A 16,408-nucleotide genomic window follows, 5' to 3' on the forward strand; every position below is an offset into this window, starting at 1 on the left:
GACCGATGAACTTTACTCCTCCCTATCCGAAGCCGCACAGCAACAAGAGTTCGCTGCTGCTGCGCTTTTTGCGCGGCTGGAATTCCTGGATCGATGTGCTCTTCGAGCGCAGCTACTCCATGAAAATGGGCAGCATTTCGCAGTTCGGCATGAAGATCTTCATGCTTAACGATACGAAATGGGTGCCTGGTATTCTCGCCGATGCGAAGCGTTATCCCAAGCACGCGCTGATGCACCGGATGCTCGAGCCGCTACTTGGCGAAAGCATCTTCACGACGAACGGGGAAGTTTGGGAGCGTCAACGCCGGCTCATGGAACCAGCTTTCTCTGCTGCGCGCCTCAAGCTCGTGTTCTCGCTGATGCACCAGTCGACGGCCAACATGCTCGACCGGCTGGATCATGTCGCAGACGGCAACTCCTACGAGGTCGATGAAGAGATGACCTATGTCACCGCCGACATCATCTTCCGCACGATCCTTTCACAAGATCTGACCGAGAACGAGGCGCGCGAGATCTACGCCGCGTTCACCGAGTTTCAGGGTCACGCGCAACGCGCGGCAATTCTGATGATCTACCGCCTGCCGCCATTCCTTTGGACGCGCGCGAGCAGGCGGTCAGCGAAGCGCATTCGCTCCATACTCTCGGGCATCATTAAACGGCGTTGCGCAGATCGCGATGCAGGGAAGTCGGCCGAATATCGCGATATTCTTGGCGGCATGATGGAGGTGAGTGATCCCGAAACCGGCGACCGCTTCGGTTTTCCAGAACTGGTCGATCAGGTCTGCATGCTGTTTCTCGCCGGGCATGAGACGTCGGCGAGTGCGCTGACCTGGGCGCTCTATCTGCTTTCGAACTGCGCACATCTGCAGGAACGGATCTGTCAGGAGATTCGCGAAACGGTGGGCGACGGTGACTTTGAGATGAGCGACATGAAGGCGTTGCCGACCGTTGGCAATGTATTTCGCGAAGCGCTGCGTCTTTATCCGCCCGTCGGCTTCTTCGTGCGCGAGGCGACACAATCGCAGTGCATCCGCGACAAGGACGTGGCCGCTGGCTCGCCCATTCTCATCTCGCCGTGGCTGCTCCATCGGCATCGGGCGATCTGGGAGCGGCCTGACGAATTCGATCCCGACCGCTTCGACTCCGAGTCTGGCAAGGAAGCGGCGCGCTGCGCCTACATTCCATTCAGCAAAGGACCGCGCGTGTGCATCGGCGCGGCGTTCGCAACACAGGAAGCAGTGCTGATCCTCGCGAGTATTGTGCGGCGATACCACATTGAGCCCGACAGGACACACGTCCCGCGCGTCGTTGGGCGGGTGACCATACGCTCGGGTAACGGCGTGCGTATAAAGCTGAGAAGGCGCGACGCTTCGTGACAACGCGCGATTCGCATCTGTGAGAAGCCGCTCACTAGTGCATCGCAGCATCTACCGACGCCGTATTGAGGTTGGCAGCCCTGGCGTGAAATTTGTCACCCAGACGCTGCCGTAGTCGGCTAGCAAAGTGCACGAAGCGAGAACTGGCTGAGGATCGTCGGCGCGTTGGAGGAAGCAACGACTATCGCCGATGGTGTCGTATGGACCGTGTCTTTCTTGTTTCAGCTCTGAAGTCAATTTCCAATGGAGATGCGCCCAACGTCTGAAACCATTCACACATGGCAAGATGCGACTCGGCTTGTTCTTGAGAAGCTAGGGGATTGTCGACGTCCGGGCCGCCACCGATATCCGCAAAAGACCCGGTTCATGGGCGGGCAATGCTGGATAAGTTCTTCTTCAGATGCGACGTTTGCTGGACAATGGGTGCGCGCTCCAACATGAGAAAAGGAGCGTGAGACGTTCGGGCAATTCAGCGAACGGATCGCCGATTGAATGATCGGTGTCCAGCCATCCCGTTGGCTTTAGGAAGGCCAAGTCAATACGGCGCGCTAGTTCATGCCCGATATTCCGGATCGGGTTGGGGCCGACAGTTTCATTTGCTTGGTTTGCTGTAACGCCCAACTTTTGCCCGAATCCGGTTGTTCCTATGTGCAAGCAAGTTTTCGTGAGTTCAGGTACCGGAGCTCTTCAGTCGTGTAGCGGTGCTTCGCATCCGCGGCGTTGTGCAGCCATGTTCGATCAAAACTAGGTAGCTTTGCCGTTTCCGAAAATGCTACGGCCCAAGCGACACAGTCGTCGTCGACTGGCGTCCAGTCAATAGGCCGTACCTGAGAATCGTACAGCTTAATTGCCACGGCGGCAGTCGCATCGCACGCGACGCGCCCGATGACGGAGATATTATCGCTATCTAGCCAGCCAGCCGGTTTGTCATAGGCGAGTTCTATGCGACGTGCAAGTTGGCCACCGATCCCACGAATTGGGTTCGGTCCTACGATGTGGGCCGCCTGAGCGCTGCTGACTTCTAGCTTCCGCGTGAATTCCGATAACGTGTCGCCAGCCATGAGGTCGAGCGCGTTCTAACGACGCAACTCAAGTGACGTTTTAAATTCCTGTCCGGTCAAATCTGTACTCCGTCTTCGCCCACGAAAGCATCGTGAGAAACGATCGCGCGCCTCGAGTCGCGCATGATCGCCGCACGTTCACACTCACCCGCTGGCTAAGGCTCGTTAACTGCGCTGCATGAACGGCCTCTGCGTCACCAGGAACCGCGCAGTTCGGCGGCTGAAGCCGCCTAGGGAGCAGCTAGCGTTATGGCTCTTGCACAAACGTTGTCTGTTGTCGTCGAAGGGGCTGAGATGCCCGCACCGACATGTACCCCTCATATAAATGCTGGTCGAATAACCTGTGCTTCTTCGCGGTGGCTAATCGGAGAACACCGTGGCTTCCTCAGTTTGAGCCGGGACTAAATTCGGACCCCTCGGCATGGGACGAAGCCAGAGGCGCTTGCGCGCGCAACTCTCATCCCTGTCGTGAGCCTCATCTCAACGTGTCTTTATTACGGCCACCATGGAGCGTCTCGGCTGGCGCGTTCACAAGTCATTCATTGCCATCGAATCCGGCCGGGGCGCGGACTCCTCTGAGATTATTCAGGGAATCAATTGCTGCGCCCGGATTCAATCCAAGGCCGAAACCGTTCGCTCCTCCGAGGGTCAGGACTGCACGTTCTCTGATGATTTCTTAGGGGCGCGGTAGCCGGCTTCGAGCACTCGCCACTTCGCGGCGCAAGCCGTAGGGTGGGGCGGACATCGAGCGGCACGACGGGAGTCGATTGTCGCAAAGCGGTTACACGGCGGTTACATGGCGACAGAAGCGAAAAAGGGTTACAAGCGAAATCGCTGTAACCCTTTGAATTTGTTGGTGGGGCGTGAGTGACTCGAACACTCGACCTACGGATTAAGAGTCCGCTGCTCTACCAACTGAGCTAACGCCCCAACAGAAGCGAAATTATAGCGGGAGTATTTCGAAAAGCGCAAGCCCTCGGCGCGCGGAATTTCGCCGCACGCAGAAAGCCAGCGCAAAGCCAGCCCCAAAGCGCGCACCGCCAAACAGCCGGTATCATGGCGAAACCGCGAACCTTCGTTCGCTTCCCGCCCGCACCACGACACGAACGAATCGACACGACATGGACGAATCCGCCATCCGCGCGCTGCTCGAACACATTCTCGCGCCGTGGGTGCGCGAGTTGTCGCTGACGCCCGAAGCCATCGCCGATGATTCCGTCACGCTGCGGCTTCCGTATTCGGAGCACCTGCGGCATGCGGGCGGCGTCATCTGCGGACAGGTCTTCATGGCCGCCGCCGATACCGCGATGGTCGTCGCCATCTCGCACGTCATGGGCGGCTTCTCGCCGATGACCACCGTCTCGCTCAACACCACCTTCATGCGCCCGGTCAAAGCGGGCGACGTGCGCGTCACCGCGCGCGTCATGCGGCGCGGGCGCAACCTCGTCTTCGGCGAAATCGACATGCACGACGACAAAGGCGAACTCGCCGCGCACGCGACGACCACCTACGCGCTCATCAACAAAGATCAGTAAGCCATGTTCGATCAAGTCGTATTCGCCGGCGGTGGCAATCGCTGCTGGTGGCAAGCCGGATTCTGGAACGTCGTGCAGCCGGAACTGGATCTGCGCCCGCGCATCATCGCGGGAATCTCGGCGGGCGCAGCCACGGCGTGCATGCTCTATACGAACGACGCGCGCTGGGTCATGGACTATTACGCCCGCGTGCTCAGCGGAAACACGAAGAACGCCTATTGGGGCAACCTGCTGCGCGGGCAGTCGGTGTTTCCGCATTACCGCATCTATCGGCAGGCGCTGCTCGACATCTTCGCGGATCGCTTTCACGAACTCGCGCGGGCGCCGGAAATTCGCATCGGCGTGTCGCATTTGCCGCGCTGGCTTGGCGCGCGCAGCGCAGTCGCGGCGGGGCTGATCGCGTACAACATCGAAAAATACGTGCGCAAGACGCTGCATCCGACGCTCGGTCAGGCGCTCGGCTTTCATCCCGAGTTCGTCAGGGCGCAGGAATGCGCGAGCATCGAGGATCTCGCCGATCTGATCCTGCAATCGTCGAGCACGCCGCCGTTCACGCCGATTCTGCGTCGCAACGGCCGGCCGGTGCTCGACGGCGGCATGGTCGACAACGTGCCGGTCTCCGCGCTCGATGCGTCGCCGGGAACCGTCCTCGTGATGGTCACGCGGCTTTATCCGCGCGAGCGCGCGTTCGTCGTGCCGCACGGCGAGCAGCGGCGTCTCTACGTGCAGCCATCGCGCAAGGTGCCGATTTCGAGCTGGGATTACACGAGCCCCGCGCAGATGCAGCATGCTTACGACCTGGGCCGCGCGGACGGCGATGACTTCCTCCAGCGTCTGCCGCGTCTCGTGGAAACGGCATCGCACGTTAGCTAGCGAGGCACGCCGTGCCAAAGCACACCTATGAGCTGAGCGTCGCGTGGACGGGCAATGCCGGCAGCGGCACATCCGCCTACGACGCCTATTCGCGCGACCACCTCGTGCGCGTCGCGCATAAGCGGGCGATCGAGGCATCGAGCGATCCGGCGTTTCGCGGCGATTCCACGCGCCACAATCCCGAGGAATTCTTCGTGGCGTCGCTGTCGTCGTGCCACATGCTCTGGTATCTGCACCTATGCGCGACGAACGGCGTCATCGTGAACGCTTATGTCGATGACGCCGTCGGCACGATGCAGGAAGAGAGAAGCGGCAGCGGGCGCTTCATCGACGTGCTGCTGCGACCGAAAGTGACCATCGGCGCGGGCAGCGACGCAGCGCTCGCCGCGCGCCTGCACGAAGAAGCGCACCGCTTCTGTTTCATCGCCAATTCGGTGAATTGTCCGGTGCGCTGCGAGCCGTCGATCGAAGTATCGACGCCCTGAGCTTTTAGCGGCGACGCGCGTGTTGCAGCGCTTCCGGGTTGGCGGCGCTCGATGTATCGCCCGCATCGAAAGCGAGAATGTTCTTGAACGCCGCGCCGAAGTACAGCTCGTAGCTCTCGCGCTCGACGTATCCGATGTGCGGCGTGCAGATCACGTTCTCCATGCGCAGCAATCCGTAGCCTTGCAGGATCGGCTCGCTCTCGTAGACATCGACGGCCACCATGCCCGGCCGGTTGTGATGCAGCGAGTTGAGCAGCGCGTTCTCTTCCAGCAGCTCCGCGCGGCTCGTGTTGACGAAGAGCGCGGTCGGCTTCATCCGCATGAGATCGTCGGTTTTCACGATGCCGCGCGTTTCGTCGTTCATGCGCAGATGCAGCGTCAGCACGTCGCTCTGTTCGAAAAGCGCTTCGCGGCTTTCGGCGACCGCGAAGCCGTCGTCGCGCGCCGCCGCCTGCGAATGCTCGCGGCCATAGACGAGCACGTTCATGCCGAACGCCTTGCCGTAACCCGCGACGAGTTGACCGATCTTTCCATAGCCCCAGATGCCGAGCGTCTGACCGCGAAGCACTTGCCCGAGCCCGAAATTCGGCGGCAGCGCGGAGGTCTTCAATCCCGACTGCTGCCACGCGCCCTGTTTCAGGTTCGCGACGTACTGCGGAATGCGCCGCTGCGCCGCCATGATGAGCGCCCACGTCAGTTCGGCCGGCGCGACGGGCGACCCGGTGCCTTCCAGCACGGCGATGCCGCGCTCGGTACACGCGTCCATGTCGATGTGTCCGCCGCCCGCGCGCCCCGTCTGGCTGATCATGCGCAGCTTCGGGCACTTGTCGAGCAGTTGCGAGCTGACTCGCGTGCGTTCGCGAATCAGCACCAGGGCGTCCACTTCCGAAAGTCTGCTCGCCAACTGTCCGAGCCCACGCACCGTGTTATTGAAGACCTTCACCTCATGGTCATCCAGCAAATGGAAGCAGTCGAGCTTCCGAACGGCGTCCTGGTAGTCGTCGAGAATGGCGATTTTCATGGGCATTTGAATTTTGATGGGCATTGAACGTGCTGCATGATCGGATTGGGCTTTCTGGCGGCGAGCCATTAACTTCGGGTAATTACCGATAAATACGCTCTATTCCGCCTAAACCCTGCATTAATGCGCGCCGTCAACGTCAGGCTGCGGTGCGGTGTTATGCTTGATTCCCCAAATTGAGGCGGCTCATCAAGCGCGGAACCGAAAGTGGAAGTTCGCGCCGGCCATTGCGGAAAACACGGTAATGCGCAAGGAGACAGGCCGTTTAGTATCTCTTTTTAACAGTTTGTTCCTTTGCGACGCAAGCCGCGCAAGGGAACTCGGCCTTTGGACGCGCAGGGCACGCAGCGACCGTCTTTCGTGTGACGAAAAACGCAGTCGCCGATGCCTCGCAATGCCTCTCGCATGCCGCGTCACGGTCACGGTTTCATTGCGAAGAACGGAGACAGCCCGATGAACCAGCCTGCAGTAATCGAAGACAACAAGAACAACGCCGTCGACATCGAAGCGCCGGCGTATGTCCGGAACCGAAGACTGATCGAATGGGTTCAACGCGTCGCGGCCCTGACCAAGCCCGAACGCATCGTCTGGTGCGACGGCACGCAGGCCGAATACGACCGCCTCTGCGAGCAAATGGTCGCCGCCGGCACCATGAAGAAGCTCAATCCCGAAAAACGCCCGAACTCGTATCTTGCGTGCTCGTCGCCATCGGATGTCGCGCGCGTCGAAGATCGCACGTTCATCTGCTCGCAGCGTCGCGAAGACGCCGGTCCGACCAACAACTGGATCGAGCCGCAGGAAATGCGCTCGACGCTCGACGGTCTCTTCGACGGCGCGATGCGCGGCCGCACGATGTACGTCGTGCCGTTCTCGATGGGCCCGCTGGGTTCGCCGATCGCGCATATCGGCGTGGAGTTGTCGGATAGTCCCTACGTCGTGACGAACATGCGGATCATGACGCGCATGGGCCGCGAGGTGTACGACGTCCTCGGCGAGAACGGAGAGTTCGTGCCGTGCGTGCATTCGGTCGGCGCGCCGCTCGGCGATGGCCGCAAGGACGTGCCCTGGCCGTGCAACGACACGAAGTACATCGTTCACTTCCCGGAATCGCGCGAAATCTGGAGCTTCGGCTCGGGCTACGGCGGCAACGCGCTGCTCGGCAAGAAATGCTTCGCGCTGCGCATTGCATCGACGATGGGCCGCGACGAAGGCTGGCTCGCCGAACACATGCTGATTCTCGGCGTGACCTCGCCGCAGGGCCGCAAGTATCACGTCGCGGCGGCGTTCCCATCGGCATGCGGCAAGACGAACTTCGCGATGCTGATCCCGCCGAGCGATCTGAACGGCTGGAAAGTGACGACCATCGGCGACGACATCGCGTGGATCAAGCCGGGCCGCGACGGGCGTCTCTACGCGATCAATCCGGAAGCGGGCTATTTCGGCGTCGCGCCGGGCACGAGCGAAAAGACCAACTTCAACGCGATGGCCACGTTGAAGGAGAACGTCATCTTCACGAACGTCGCGCTGACGGACGACGGCGACGTCTGGTGGGAAGGCATGACGGAAGCGCCGCCCGCGCATCTCATCGACTGGCAGGGCCGCGACTGGACGCCCGAGATCGCGAAGGAAACCGGCGCGAAAGCGGCGCATCCGAACGCGCGTTTCACTGCGCCGGCATCGCAATGTCCGTCGATCGACGCCGACTGGGAGAACCCCGCCGGCGTGCCGATCGACGCGTTCATCTTCGGCGGACGCCGCTCGAATACGGTGCCGCTCGTGACCGAAGCGCGCGACTGGAAGGAAGGCGTCTACATGGCCGCGACGATGGGCTCCGAAACCACGGCCGCCGCCGCGGGCCAGCAAGGCGTCGTGCGCCGCGACCCGTTCGCGATGCTGCCGTTCTGCGGCTACAACATGAGCGATTACTTCGGCCACTGGCTGAAGATGGGCGAACGCCTGCAGGCGGAAAACGCGAAGGCGCCGAAGTTCTTCTGCGTCAACTGGTTCCGCAAGGGCGGCGACGGCAAGTTCGTTTGGCCGGGCTTCGGCGAGAACATGCGCGTGCTGAACTGGATGATCGGGCGCATCGAAGGCACGGCGAGCGGCGAGGAACACGCATTCGGCATCTCGCCGCGTTACGAGGACATCGACTGGGGCGGGCTCGATTTCACGCGCGAGCAGTTCGAGCAGGTGATCTCGGTCAACGACGCCGCATGGCGCGCCGAACTCGCGCTCCACGACGAGTTGTTCACGAAACTGCAACAAGGGCTACCGGAAGCACTGCCGGAAGCCAAGGCGGACATGGAAAAGCGTCTCGCCGCCTGATCTTCTGCGCAGTGGACCGCCCGGCGCATCGCGCCGCCGGGCGCGTCGTGTCTTCTTTCTGTCGCTTTTTCGCACCGGAAGATGACCGAACGGTCATCTTTCTCCGCCGAACGCCTTTCTCTGACGAATTTTTTCGAAAAGTCCCGCGCTGCCCGCAACTTCTGCACGAATCGCCAAGTCCTAGGATAATTCTGAATTGCCTTGCAGCAGAATTTATAGCCGCCTGGCGGCAGGAGTTGTCCCATGGATCATTTGCAGTCGATGAGAGTGTTCGTCCGCGTCGCCGATCTCGGCAGTTTTGCCCGAGCCGCGAGCGCGATGGACATCTCGAACGCAGTGGCGACGCGGCATGTCGCGGATCTCGAAGGTCGCCTCGGCACGCGTCTGCTCAACCGCACCACGCGCAGTCTTTCGCTGACCGAATCCGGTCAGGTTTATCTGGAGCGCGCGCGCCAGATTCTCGACGAACTCGAAGATGTCGAGCAGATGGTCGTCGCGCGCAATCACGAGCCGCTCGGCTCGCTGCGAATCGTCGCGCCGGTCGTCTTCGGGCTGCACAATCTCGCGCCGGTGCTTCAGACCTACGCGCAGCGTTATCCGAAAGTCGTTCCGGATGTGACGCTCGTCGATCGTCAGGTCGATCTCGTCGAGGAAGGATTCGACGTCGGCATCGTGATCGCGCGGCAAGTGAAAAGCGCGAGCGTCGTGACGCGCCGCCTGACGACCGGCTGCATGACGGTCTGCGCGACGCCCGACTATCTGGAGAAGCACGGCACGCCGACGCGCCCCGAGCACTTGCTCGAGCATCCTTGCCTGAGTCTGCCGTCCGAATATTGGGGCGACGAGCGCGTGTTCACCGGTCCGGACGGCGAAGTGCGCGTGCGGCCGCAGAACGTCATCATCGCGAACAATACGGAAATGCTGCGGCAGTTCGCGCTGCTCGGCATGGGTATCGCGATTCTGCCGAGCTATCTGATCGGCAACGACATGAAGCGCGGGCAGCTCGTGCGGCTGCTCGGTGACTATCAGTTGCCGCAGGTCGAGATCAACGTCGCGTATCCGAGCCGGCGGCACTTGCCCGCGAAGGTGCGCACGTTCATCGATCACCTTGTCGAGCATTTCAGCCAGACGCCGAATCACCAGTTCGGCGAGCAATGGATTCGCGATGGCATCGGCAAGCCGGCGCCCGCCGCGAGCAGCGCGCAGGCGCACTACGAAGAGGCCGATGAACCCGAAGCGCCGCCGCCCGCGCCGCGTCCGCGATCGATGGACGGGGAACTGGGGCCGAAGCTGTCGAAGCCGTCGCGCACGCGCGGGCGCTTGCCGGCGGCGTCGCCTTTCTGAGCGGCGCGTTCGGCTTCGCGGTTCGCGCCAAGCCGTAACCGCTGGAACGAAAAAGCCCGCGAGTTTCTTCGCGGGCTTTTTTTCGTTCTGACAGCGCGTTCGCGGCGCGGCCGATCAGCCCGCCTTGCGCGCCGCCGTTTTCTTCGCCGCCGCCTTTTTCGCGGGCGCCTTCTTCGCGGCAACCGTCTTCGTCGCGGCCTTTGCGCGCGTGGTCTTGGCGGCCACGGCGACGTCGCTATCGCCTTCGTCGGCGCTGTCGTTCTGCGCTTCCGATGCCGCACCGCGCTTGACCGCCGCCGTCTTCGCGCCCGGCCTCGGCTCCTTCTTTTCGAATTCGAAGCCGATCTTGCCGTCCGGCTGCTTCACGAGAAACGCCTTGAAGTTCCGTCCGGTTCGCGACGACTTGAAGTTCGTCAGCAAGTCCGTGCGCCCTTCGTTCAGGAGCTTCTCCATCTGCTCGCGCGCGATTTCCTGCTGCAGGATGACCTTGCCCGAACGGAAATCACAGGTTTTCGGATTCGCGACGGAGTTCTCGCACACGAAGCTCATGCCATGCTCGAACACGCGCGACTGGCACTTCGGGCACGCGCCGACCGGCGTCTGCTCGGAGAAATCGGGCGGTTCGCCGTCTTCGCCGCCCGCGTCCTGACCGAAATCGAATTCGAGCTTGAAGTTCTTGATTTCGTCGTCGAAGGCGAGCTTCAGAATCGCCGAAAAAGGACGACCCATCTTGCTGCGGAATCCCGACAGCGGCCCGATCGTCTTTTCGCGCAGCAACTCCTCGACTTCCGGAATCTCGAACTGACGGCCGCCCGGAATCTTGGAAATGGAGAATTCGCACTTCGTGCACGCGAAGCGCCGATAGTTTTCCTTCACCTGCGCGCCGCAGTTCGGGCACGGCGTGGCGAGCGTCGCGTAGTCGCCGGGAATCGTGTCGGAATCGTATTCCTTCGCCCGCTTGACAATGGTTTGCGTCATGCGCGCGATTTCCTGCATGAACGCATCGCGATGCAGGTTGCCGCGCTCCATCTGCGAGAGCTTGTGCTCCCATTCGCCGGTCAACTCCGGCGCGGTCAGTTCCTCGACGCCCAGGCCGCGCAGAAGCGTCATCAACTGGAACGCCTTGGCGGTCGGAATCAGCTCGCGGCCTTCGCGCACCATGTACTTCTCGCCGAGCAGCCCTTCGATGATCGCGGCGCGTGTCGCTGGCGTGCCGAGGCCCTTCGCGGCCATCGCTTCGCGCAATTCTTCGTCTTCGACGAGCTTGCCCGCGCCTTCCATCGCGGAGAGCAGCGACGCCTCGTTGTAGCGCGCGGGCGGTTTCGTGACGAGGCCGTGCGCCTCGACCTTCTCGACATCCACCTTTTCGCCCTTCTGCACCGGCACGAGATTGCCTTCCTCGCCCGCCGCTTCGCGTCCGTAGATCTGCAGCCAGCCCGGCTCGACGAGCACCTTGCCTTCCGTCTTGAAATGATGCCCCGAGACTTCGGTGATGCGCGTCGTCACGAGATACTCCGCTGCCGGGAAGAACACCGCCAGGAAGCGCTTCACGACGAGGTCGTACAGCTTCTGCTCGGGCTCGGACAGCGACTTCGGCGCTTGCAGCGTCGGAATGATGGCGAAGTGGTCGCTGATCTTCGAGTTGTCGAAAATGCGCTTGTTCGGCTTCACCCAGCCCTTGTCCAGCACTTGCTTGGCAAACGGCAGGTAGTTGTTGCTCTCCTTGAGCATGGTCAGCGTTTCCTTGACCGTGCCCAGATAGTCTTCCGGCAGCGCGCGCGAATCGGTACGCGGGTAAGTGAGCACCTTGTGCTTTTCATACAGCGCCTGCGCGAGGCCGAGCGTGTTCTTCGCGGAGAACCCGAAGCGGCCGTTGGCTTCGCGCTGAAGGCTCGTCAAGTCGAAGAGCAGCGGCGACATTTGCGTGGACGGCTTCGATTCCTCCGTCACGCTGCCCGTCTTGCCGCGACACGCCGCGACGATGGATTCCGCCGCCGGCAGGCTCCACAGACGCGAGTCGCGTTGCTCGGGATCGTTCTCGACGCGCTTGAACTTCGGGTCGAACCAGCGGCCTTCGTAGATGCCTTTCGCCGCGACGAATTCGCCGCGCACTTCCCAATAGTCGCGCGGCACGAAGCGGCGGATTTTCTCCTCGCGTTCGACGACGATGGACAACGTTGGCGTCTGAACGCGGCCGACTGTCGTCAGAAAGAAACCGCCGCCCTTGCTGTTGAACGCGGTCATCGCGCGCGTGCCGTTGATGCCGACGAGCCAGTCCGCCTCCGAGCGGCAGCGCGCGGCATCCGCGAGCGGCTGCATGTCGGCGTCGCTGCGCAGGTGCGCGAAGCCTTCGCGGATGGCGGCCGGCGTCATCGACTGGAGCCAGAGGCGCTGCACCGGCTGCTTCGCCTTCGCGTGCTGCGCGATCAGACGGAAAATCAGCTCGCCCTCGCGCCCCGCGTCGCATGCGTTGATAAGCCGGTCGATGTCCTTGCGCTTCAGCAGCTTCGTGAGCACCTTCAGGCGCGCCTCGCTTTTCGCGATCGGATTCAGATCGAAGTGAGGCGGGATGACGGGCAGGTTCGCGAAGCTCCACTTGCCGCGCTTGACGTCGTATTCCTCCGGCGCGGCGATTTCAAGCAGGTGGCCGACCGCGGACGAGAGCACGTAATCGTCGCTCTCGTAGTACTCGTCATGCTTCGTGAAGCCGCCCAGCGCGCGCGCGATGTCGTTCGCGACGGAGGGCTTCTCGGCGATGATCAGGGCTTTGGACATGACTCAATATGGTTGGGTACGGGCAGCGGCCCCGTTTGGGCCGCTTTAACGTCCGCTTTATAGCACAGGCTTTGCGCCGTGCGCGCCGCGGCTGCGATAAGCACGCTCGCCCGATTGGCGCGTCGCAGACGTCTCGAAACCGGCTACGAACCGGAAATGCAGCGGTTTTGTCTACGCCGTAGCAAGCGCCGGACGCAGTTTCGGCGCGCCGGTCACGTTCGGCAGCGCGGTCAGGTCCATGAGCATCCGCTCTACGATCGACGCCTGCGGCAGCACCGTGCCGAAGAAGCGCGTCGCCGCGGAATCTTCGATCAGGATCGTCGGGAAGTTTTCGACATCGAGATCGTCGAAGCGATCCGCGTGGTTCTCGATATCGATCCAGGCGAAGCAGATGTCCGGATGCGCGGCCGCCAGCCTGTCGAAGCCCTCGCGGTATTCGCGGCAAGTGCCGCACCACTCGGCGCACAGGCACGCGACGAAGAGCGTCCCCGGCACGGCGATGCGCTCGGCGATTTCTTCGGCGTCGGTATCGAGGTTCAACGCGGACATGGGGTGTGCGCAATCCTTTCTTTGGCGAACTAGCGGCTCGTTTTCGGCTATCTGCGGCCGATTTTTCCGCGAATGTAGCACGTGGCGCGCTTACGAGCGCTCGAGCGCCGCGTACCGTCCGCCGGGCAGCGCCGTGAGCCGGCCGGCGAGTTCCAGTTCGAGCAGCGCGCCCTGCAGCGCCGCGCCGTCGAGATCGGTGCGCGCGGCGAGAATTTCAAGCGTCGCGGGCGCGTGGCCGAGCGCGGCCAGCACCGTTTCCGCATCCGCACCCGGCGCGGCTTCGGCGACGCTCGCGGACGCCCACGACGCGCTCGCCGGCCGAGGCTTGCCGCGCCTCGCCCGTGCGCCGGCGTGCGCAGCCGGAAAGCCAAATTCTTCGAGCACGTCTTCCGGCGTTTCGACGAGCTTCGCGCCCTGTTTGATGATGCGGTGACAACCCTGCGACAACGGCGCGTGAATGGAGCCGGGAATCGCGAAGACATCGCGCCCCATTTCGTTGGCGAGGCGCGCGGTAATGAGCGATCCGGAGCGCATCGCCGCCTCGACGATCAGCACGCCGCCCGACAGCCCGGCGATCAGCCGGTTGCGCTGCGGGAAATTCGCCGAGCGCGCAGGCGTGCCGAGCGGCCATTCCGACAGAATCGCGCCGTCGCGGGCGATGTCATGCGCGAGCGTATGGTTGTGCGCCGGATACACGAGGTCCGCGCCCGTGCCGATCACCGCAATCGTCCCGCCGCAGCCCTCCAGCGCGCCGCGATGCGCCGCCGCGTCGATGCCGAGCGCAAGCCCCGACACCACGGCCACGCCCGCCTCAGAGATCGCCCGCGCGAAGCGGCGCGCGTCTTCGGTGCCCTGCGGCGTGGCGTGCCGGCTGCCGACGATGGCGACCGCGCGCGACTGCAGCACGTCGAGCCGTCCTTTCGCGTAGAGCAGCGGCGGCGGATCGGGCATCGTGAGCAGCGCCTGCGGATAGTCGGCGTCGGCGAGCGTCAGCACGCGGTTGCCGGGCTCCGACGCCCATTCGCGCACGCGTTCAATATAGTGGTCAAACGCGGCGCCTTCGATATCGGCGGGCGGCGCGACGACGGCCTTCGCCGCGGCCTCGTCGGTGCATTGCGCGAGCGCGGCGAAGCTCTCCGCGAGCACTTCGAGCGGGCCGCCGAACGTCGCGAGCAGCGTGCGCAACGCGAGCGGACGCAGACCTTTGGCATGCGCGAGGCGCAGCCAGGCGCGCAGTTCGTCGGCGTCGCGCGCGCACGCGCCGGTTGCGGGAAGCGCCGACTCGGTCGGCAAGGTGGCGGTCGTCATGTTAAGATTTTTGGTCCCGAACAAATCAAGAATCGTCGCCTGGCCGCGCTTTCGGCCCGTAGCGACGCTGTCTGCCGCTTGCCGGCGGCGTTGAATCCGGTGGATTCACCCGCATATCTTCGGCATGCCGCCAGCCACCCGCAACCTGGCCGAATGGCCGACTTCACACGCGTCGCGGCGCGCGTAGACAATCCGAATCATGGCTCTGCTCAAGATACTCAACTACCCGGACAAACGGCTCAACAAGGTGGCGAAGCCCGTCGCCGTGGTGGACGACCGCATCCGCAAGCTCGTGGCGGACATGGCCGAGACCATGTACGCGGCGCCGGGGGTCGGTCTCGCGGCGACGCAGGTGGACGTGCACGAGCGCGTGATCGTCATCGACGTGTCGGACGCGCATAACGAACTGATGGTCTTCATCAATCCGGAGATCGTCTGGGCGAGCGAAGTCAGGAAGGACTGGGAAGAGGGCTGTTTGTCGGTGCCTGGCATCTACGATGTCGTCGAGCGGCCGGACAAGGTGCGCGTGAAGGCGCTGAACGAAAAGGGCGAGCCGTTCGAGATCGACTGCGACGGGCTGCTCGCCGTGTGCATCCAGCACGAGATCGATCACCTGGACGGGCATGTGTTCGTCGAATACCTGTCGGCGCTGAAGCAGACGCGCATTCGCGGCAAGATGAAAAAGCTCGAAAAAGCGCTCTGAGCGGCGGTACGATTCAGGTTTTTGCAGGCGCGCCACAAACGGCGCTTTGATCGATGACTCAATCGCTGCGTGTCGTTTTCGCCGGTACGCCTGAATTCGCCGCCGCCGCGCTCGCGGCCATCCATGCGGCAGGCTTTTCCGTTCCCCTCGTCCTCACGCAGCCCGACCGCCCGGCCGGGCGCGGCATGAAACTGACCGCGAGTCCGGTCAAGCGCTTCGCGCTCGAGCAGGGCCTCGCCGTCGCGCAGCCGACATCGCTGCGGCGCGCGGGCAAATATCCGCAGGAAGCGGCCGACGCCATCGAACAGTTGGGCGCCACGCCGCACGATGTGATGGTGGTCGCCGCCTACGGCCTGATCCTGCCGCAGGAAGTGCTCGACATTCCGCCGCGCGGCGCCATCAATATTCACGCGTCGCTGCTGCCGCGCTGGCGCGGGGCCGCGCCGATTCATCGCGCGATCGAAGCGGGCGACGCGCAAACCGGCATCACGCTGATGCAAATGGATGCCGGCCTCGACACCGGCGCGATGATCCGCGAGGCGCGCACGCCCATTAATCCCGACGACACGACCGCAACGCTCCACGATCGTCTCGCGCATATGGGCGCGGGACTGATCGTCGGCGCGCTGCGCGATCTGCAACGCGACGGCACGCTCGCGTCCACCCCGCAGCCCGAAGAAGGCGCCACTTACGCGGAGAAGATTGCCAAGCACGAGGCGGCGCTCGACTGGCGCCGCCCGGCGGAAGAACTCGCGCGGCAAGTGCGCGCGTTCGATCCGTTCCCCGGCGCGTTCGGCACGCTGGACACCGCCGCGATCAAGATCTGGGCGGCACAGGCCGTCGATGGCGCGGGCGAGCCGGGCGTCATCGCCGATGTTTCGCCGGACGGCATCGTCGTGAATTGCGGCACGGGCGCGCTTCGCCTGACGCAGCTTCAGAAGCCGGGCGGCAAGCGCTTGCCGGTGCGCGAGTTTCTCGCGGGCGCGGGCGTATCCAGAGGACAGCGATTCGCCGTTCCGGACCACGCGCCCGGCATAGAATAAAGTCGCTCAC

At 63.2% G+C, this 16,408-nt stretch carries 12 protein-coding genes and 1 tRNA gene; 8 read left to right on the forward strand and 5 right to left on the reverse strand.

The annotated features are described in order from the left end of the window. Positions 1 to 5 precede the first annotated feature (5 nt). A complete protein-coding gene (locus tag LDZ27_RS00170; RefSeq protein ID WP_244814789.1) occupies positions 6 to 1,376 on the forward strand; it encodes a cytochrome P450 in 1,371 nt (456 codons plus the stop codon). A 1,915-nt stretch (positions 1,377 to 3,291) separates the two neighbouring features. Here LDZ27_RS00170 and LDZ27_RS00175 read toward each other — a convergent pair. Then, a tRNA-Lys gene (locus LDZ27_RS00175) sits at positions 3,292 to 3,367 on the reverse strand. A gap of 191 nt (positions 3,368 to 3,558) precedes the next feature. Here LDZ27_RS00175 and LDZ27_RS00180 point away from each other — a divergent pair. Genes LDZ27_RS00180 through LDZ27_RS00190 form a run of 3 tightly spaced genes read left to right on the forward strand, consistent with a single transcriptional unit; the run spans position 3,559 to position 5,330 of the window. Beyond that, positions 3,559 to 3,972 (forward strand): PaaI family thioesterase, encoded by a 414-nt coding sequence (locus LDZ27_RS00180; protein ID WP_244814790.1) that lies wholly within the window; start codon positions 3,559 to 3,561, stop codon positions 3,970 to 3,972. 3 nt (positions 3,973 to 3,975) lie between these two features. Beyond that, entirely contained in the window at positions 3,976 to 4,845 is an 870-nt protein-coding gene (locus LDZ27_RS00185) for a patatin-like phospholipase family protein (protein ID WP_244814791.1), read from the forward strand. 11 nt (positions 4,846 to 4,856) lie between these two features. Further along, entirely contained in the window at positions 4,857 to 5,330 is a 474-nt protein-coding gene (locus tag LDZ27_RS00190) for an OsmC family protein (RefSeq protein ID WP_244814792.1), read from the forward strand. Between the two features lie 4 nt (positions 5,331 to 5,334). On the opposite strand, the gene LDZ27_RS00195 is transcribed toward LDZ27_RS00190, so the two are convergent. Beyond that, the gene (locus LDZ27_RS00195) at positions 5,335 to 6,351 is read right to left on the reverse strand and encodes a D-2-hydroxyacid dehydrogenase family protein (protein ID WP_244814793.1); all 1,017 of its coding nucleotides are present in this window, start codon (positions 6,349 to 6,351) and stop codon (positions 5,335 to 5,337) included. A 453-nt stretch (positions 6,352 to 6,804) separates the two neighbouring features. Between LDZ27_RS00195 and LDZ27_RS00200 the strand changes: the two genes are divergently transcribed. Beyond that, positions 6,805 to 8,676 (forward strand): phosphoenolpyruvate carboxykinase (GTP), encoded by a 1,872-nt coding sequence (locus tag LDZ27_RS00200; RefSeq protein ID WP_244814794.1) that lies wholly within the window; start codon positions 6,805 to 6,807, stop codon positions 8,674 to 8,676. Between the two features lie 243 nt (positions 8,677 to 8,919). Then, positions 8,920 to 10,020, forward strand: coding sequence for a LysR family transcriptional regulator (locus LDZ27_RS00205; RefSeq protein WP_244814795.1), 1,101 nt, complete (start codon positions 8,920 to 8,922; stop codon positions 10,018 to 10,020). Between the two features lie 114 nt (positions 10,021 to 10,134). On the opposite strand, the gene LDZ27_RS00210 is transcribed toward LDZ27_RS00205, so the two are convergent. The 3 genes from LDZ27_RS00210 to dprA form a co-directional block, all read right to left on the reverse strand. Continuing rightward, entirely contained in the window at positions 10,135 to 12,795 is a 2,661-nt protein-coding gene (locus LDZ27_RS00210) for a DNA topoisomerase III (RefSeq protein ID WP_244814796.1), read from the reverse strand. Between the two features lie 171 nt (positions 12,796 to 12,966). Next, positions 12,967 to 13,344 carry a thioredoxin family protein gene (locus LDZ27_RS00215; RefSeq protein ID WP_244814797.1) on the reverse strand — a complete coding sequence of 126 codons (378 nt, stop codon included), beginning with the start codon at positions 13,342 to 13,344 and terminating at the stop codon, positions 12,967 to 12,969. 90 nt (positions 13,345 to 13,434) lie between these two features. Continuing rightward, entirely contained in the window at positions 13,435 to 14,652 is a 1,218-nt protein-coding gene (gene dprA / locus LDZ27_RS00220; RefSeq protein ID WP_244814798.1) for a DNA-processing protein DprA, read from the reverse strand. A 199-nt stretch (positions 14,653 to 14,851) separates the two neighbouring features. Here dprA and def point away from each other — a divergent pair, with 199 nt between their 5' ends. Together def and fmt are read left to right on the forward strand one after the other, a co-directional pair. Further along, entirely contained in the window at positions 14,852 to 15,355 is a 504-nt protein-coding gene (gene def, locus LDZ27_RS00225; protein WP_244814799.1) for a peptide deformylase, read from the forward strand. Positions 15,356 to 15,408: 53 nt separating this feature from the next. After that, positions 15,409 to 16,398, forward strand: a complete 990-nt coding sequence (gene fmt / locus LDZ27_RS00230; protein ID WP_244814800.1) for a methionyl-tRNA formyltransferase — start codon at positions 15,409 to 15,411, stop codon at positions 16,396 to 16,398. Positions 16,399 to 16,408 lie beyond the last annotated feature (10 nt).

It is taken from the genome of Caballeronia sp. Lep1P3 (genome assembly GCF_022879595.1).
In the GTDB taxonomy this organism is placed as follows: Bacteria; Pseudomonadota; Gammaproteobacteria; order Burkholderiales; family Burkholderiaceae; genus Caballeronia.

Bases quoted from the DNA above. Each gene is read 5' to 3' on its own strand.
- LDZ27_RS00195 (WP_244814793.1), bottom strand. From the start codon at position 6,351: ATGAAAATCGCCATTCTCGACGACTACCAGGACGCCGTTCGGAAGCTC.
- dprA (WP_244814798.1), bottom strand. From the start codon at position 14,652: ATGACGACCGCCACCTTGCCGACCGAGTCGGCGCTTCCCGCAACCGGC.
- LDZ27_RS00180 (WP_244814790.1), top strand. From the start codon at position 3,559: ATGGACGAATCCGCCATCCGCGCGCTGCTCGAACACATTCTCGCGCCG.
- LDZ27_RS00205 (WP_244814795.1), top strand. From the start codon at position 8,920: ATGGATCATTTGCAGTCGATGAGAGTGTTCGTCCGCGTCGCCGATCTC.
- LDZ27_RS00210 (WP_244814796.1), bottom strand. From the start codon at position 12,795: ATGTCCAAAGCCCTGATCATCGCCGAGAAGCCCTCCGTCGCGAACGAC.
- LDZ27_RS00170 (WP_244814789.1), top strand. From the start codon at position 6: ATGAACTTTACTCCTCCCTATCCGAAGCCGCACAGCAACAAGAGTTCG.
- LDZ27_RS00185 (WP_244814791.1), top strand. From the start codon at position 3,976: ATGTTCGATCAAGTCGTATTCGCCGGCGGTGGCAATCGCTGCTGGTGG.
- LDZ27_RS00200 (WP_244814794.1), top strand. From the start codon at position 6,805: ATGAACCAGCCTGCAGTAATCGAAGACAACAAGAACAACGCCGTCGAC.
- LDZ27_RS00215 (WP_244814797.1), bottom strand. From the start codon at position 13,344: ATGTCCGCGTTGAACCTCGATACCGACGCCGAAGAAATCGCCGAGCGC.
- def (WP_244814799.1), top strand. From the start codon at position 14,852: ATGGCTCTGCTCAAGATACTCAACTACCCGGACAAACGGCTCAACAAG.
- fmt (WP_244814800.1), top strand. From the start codon at position 15,409: ATGACTCAATCGCTGCGTGTCGTTTTCGCCGGTACGCCTGAATTCGCC.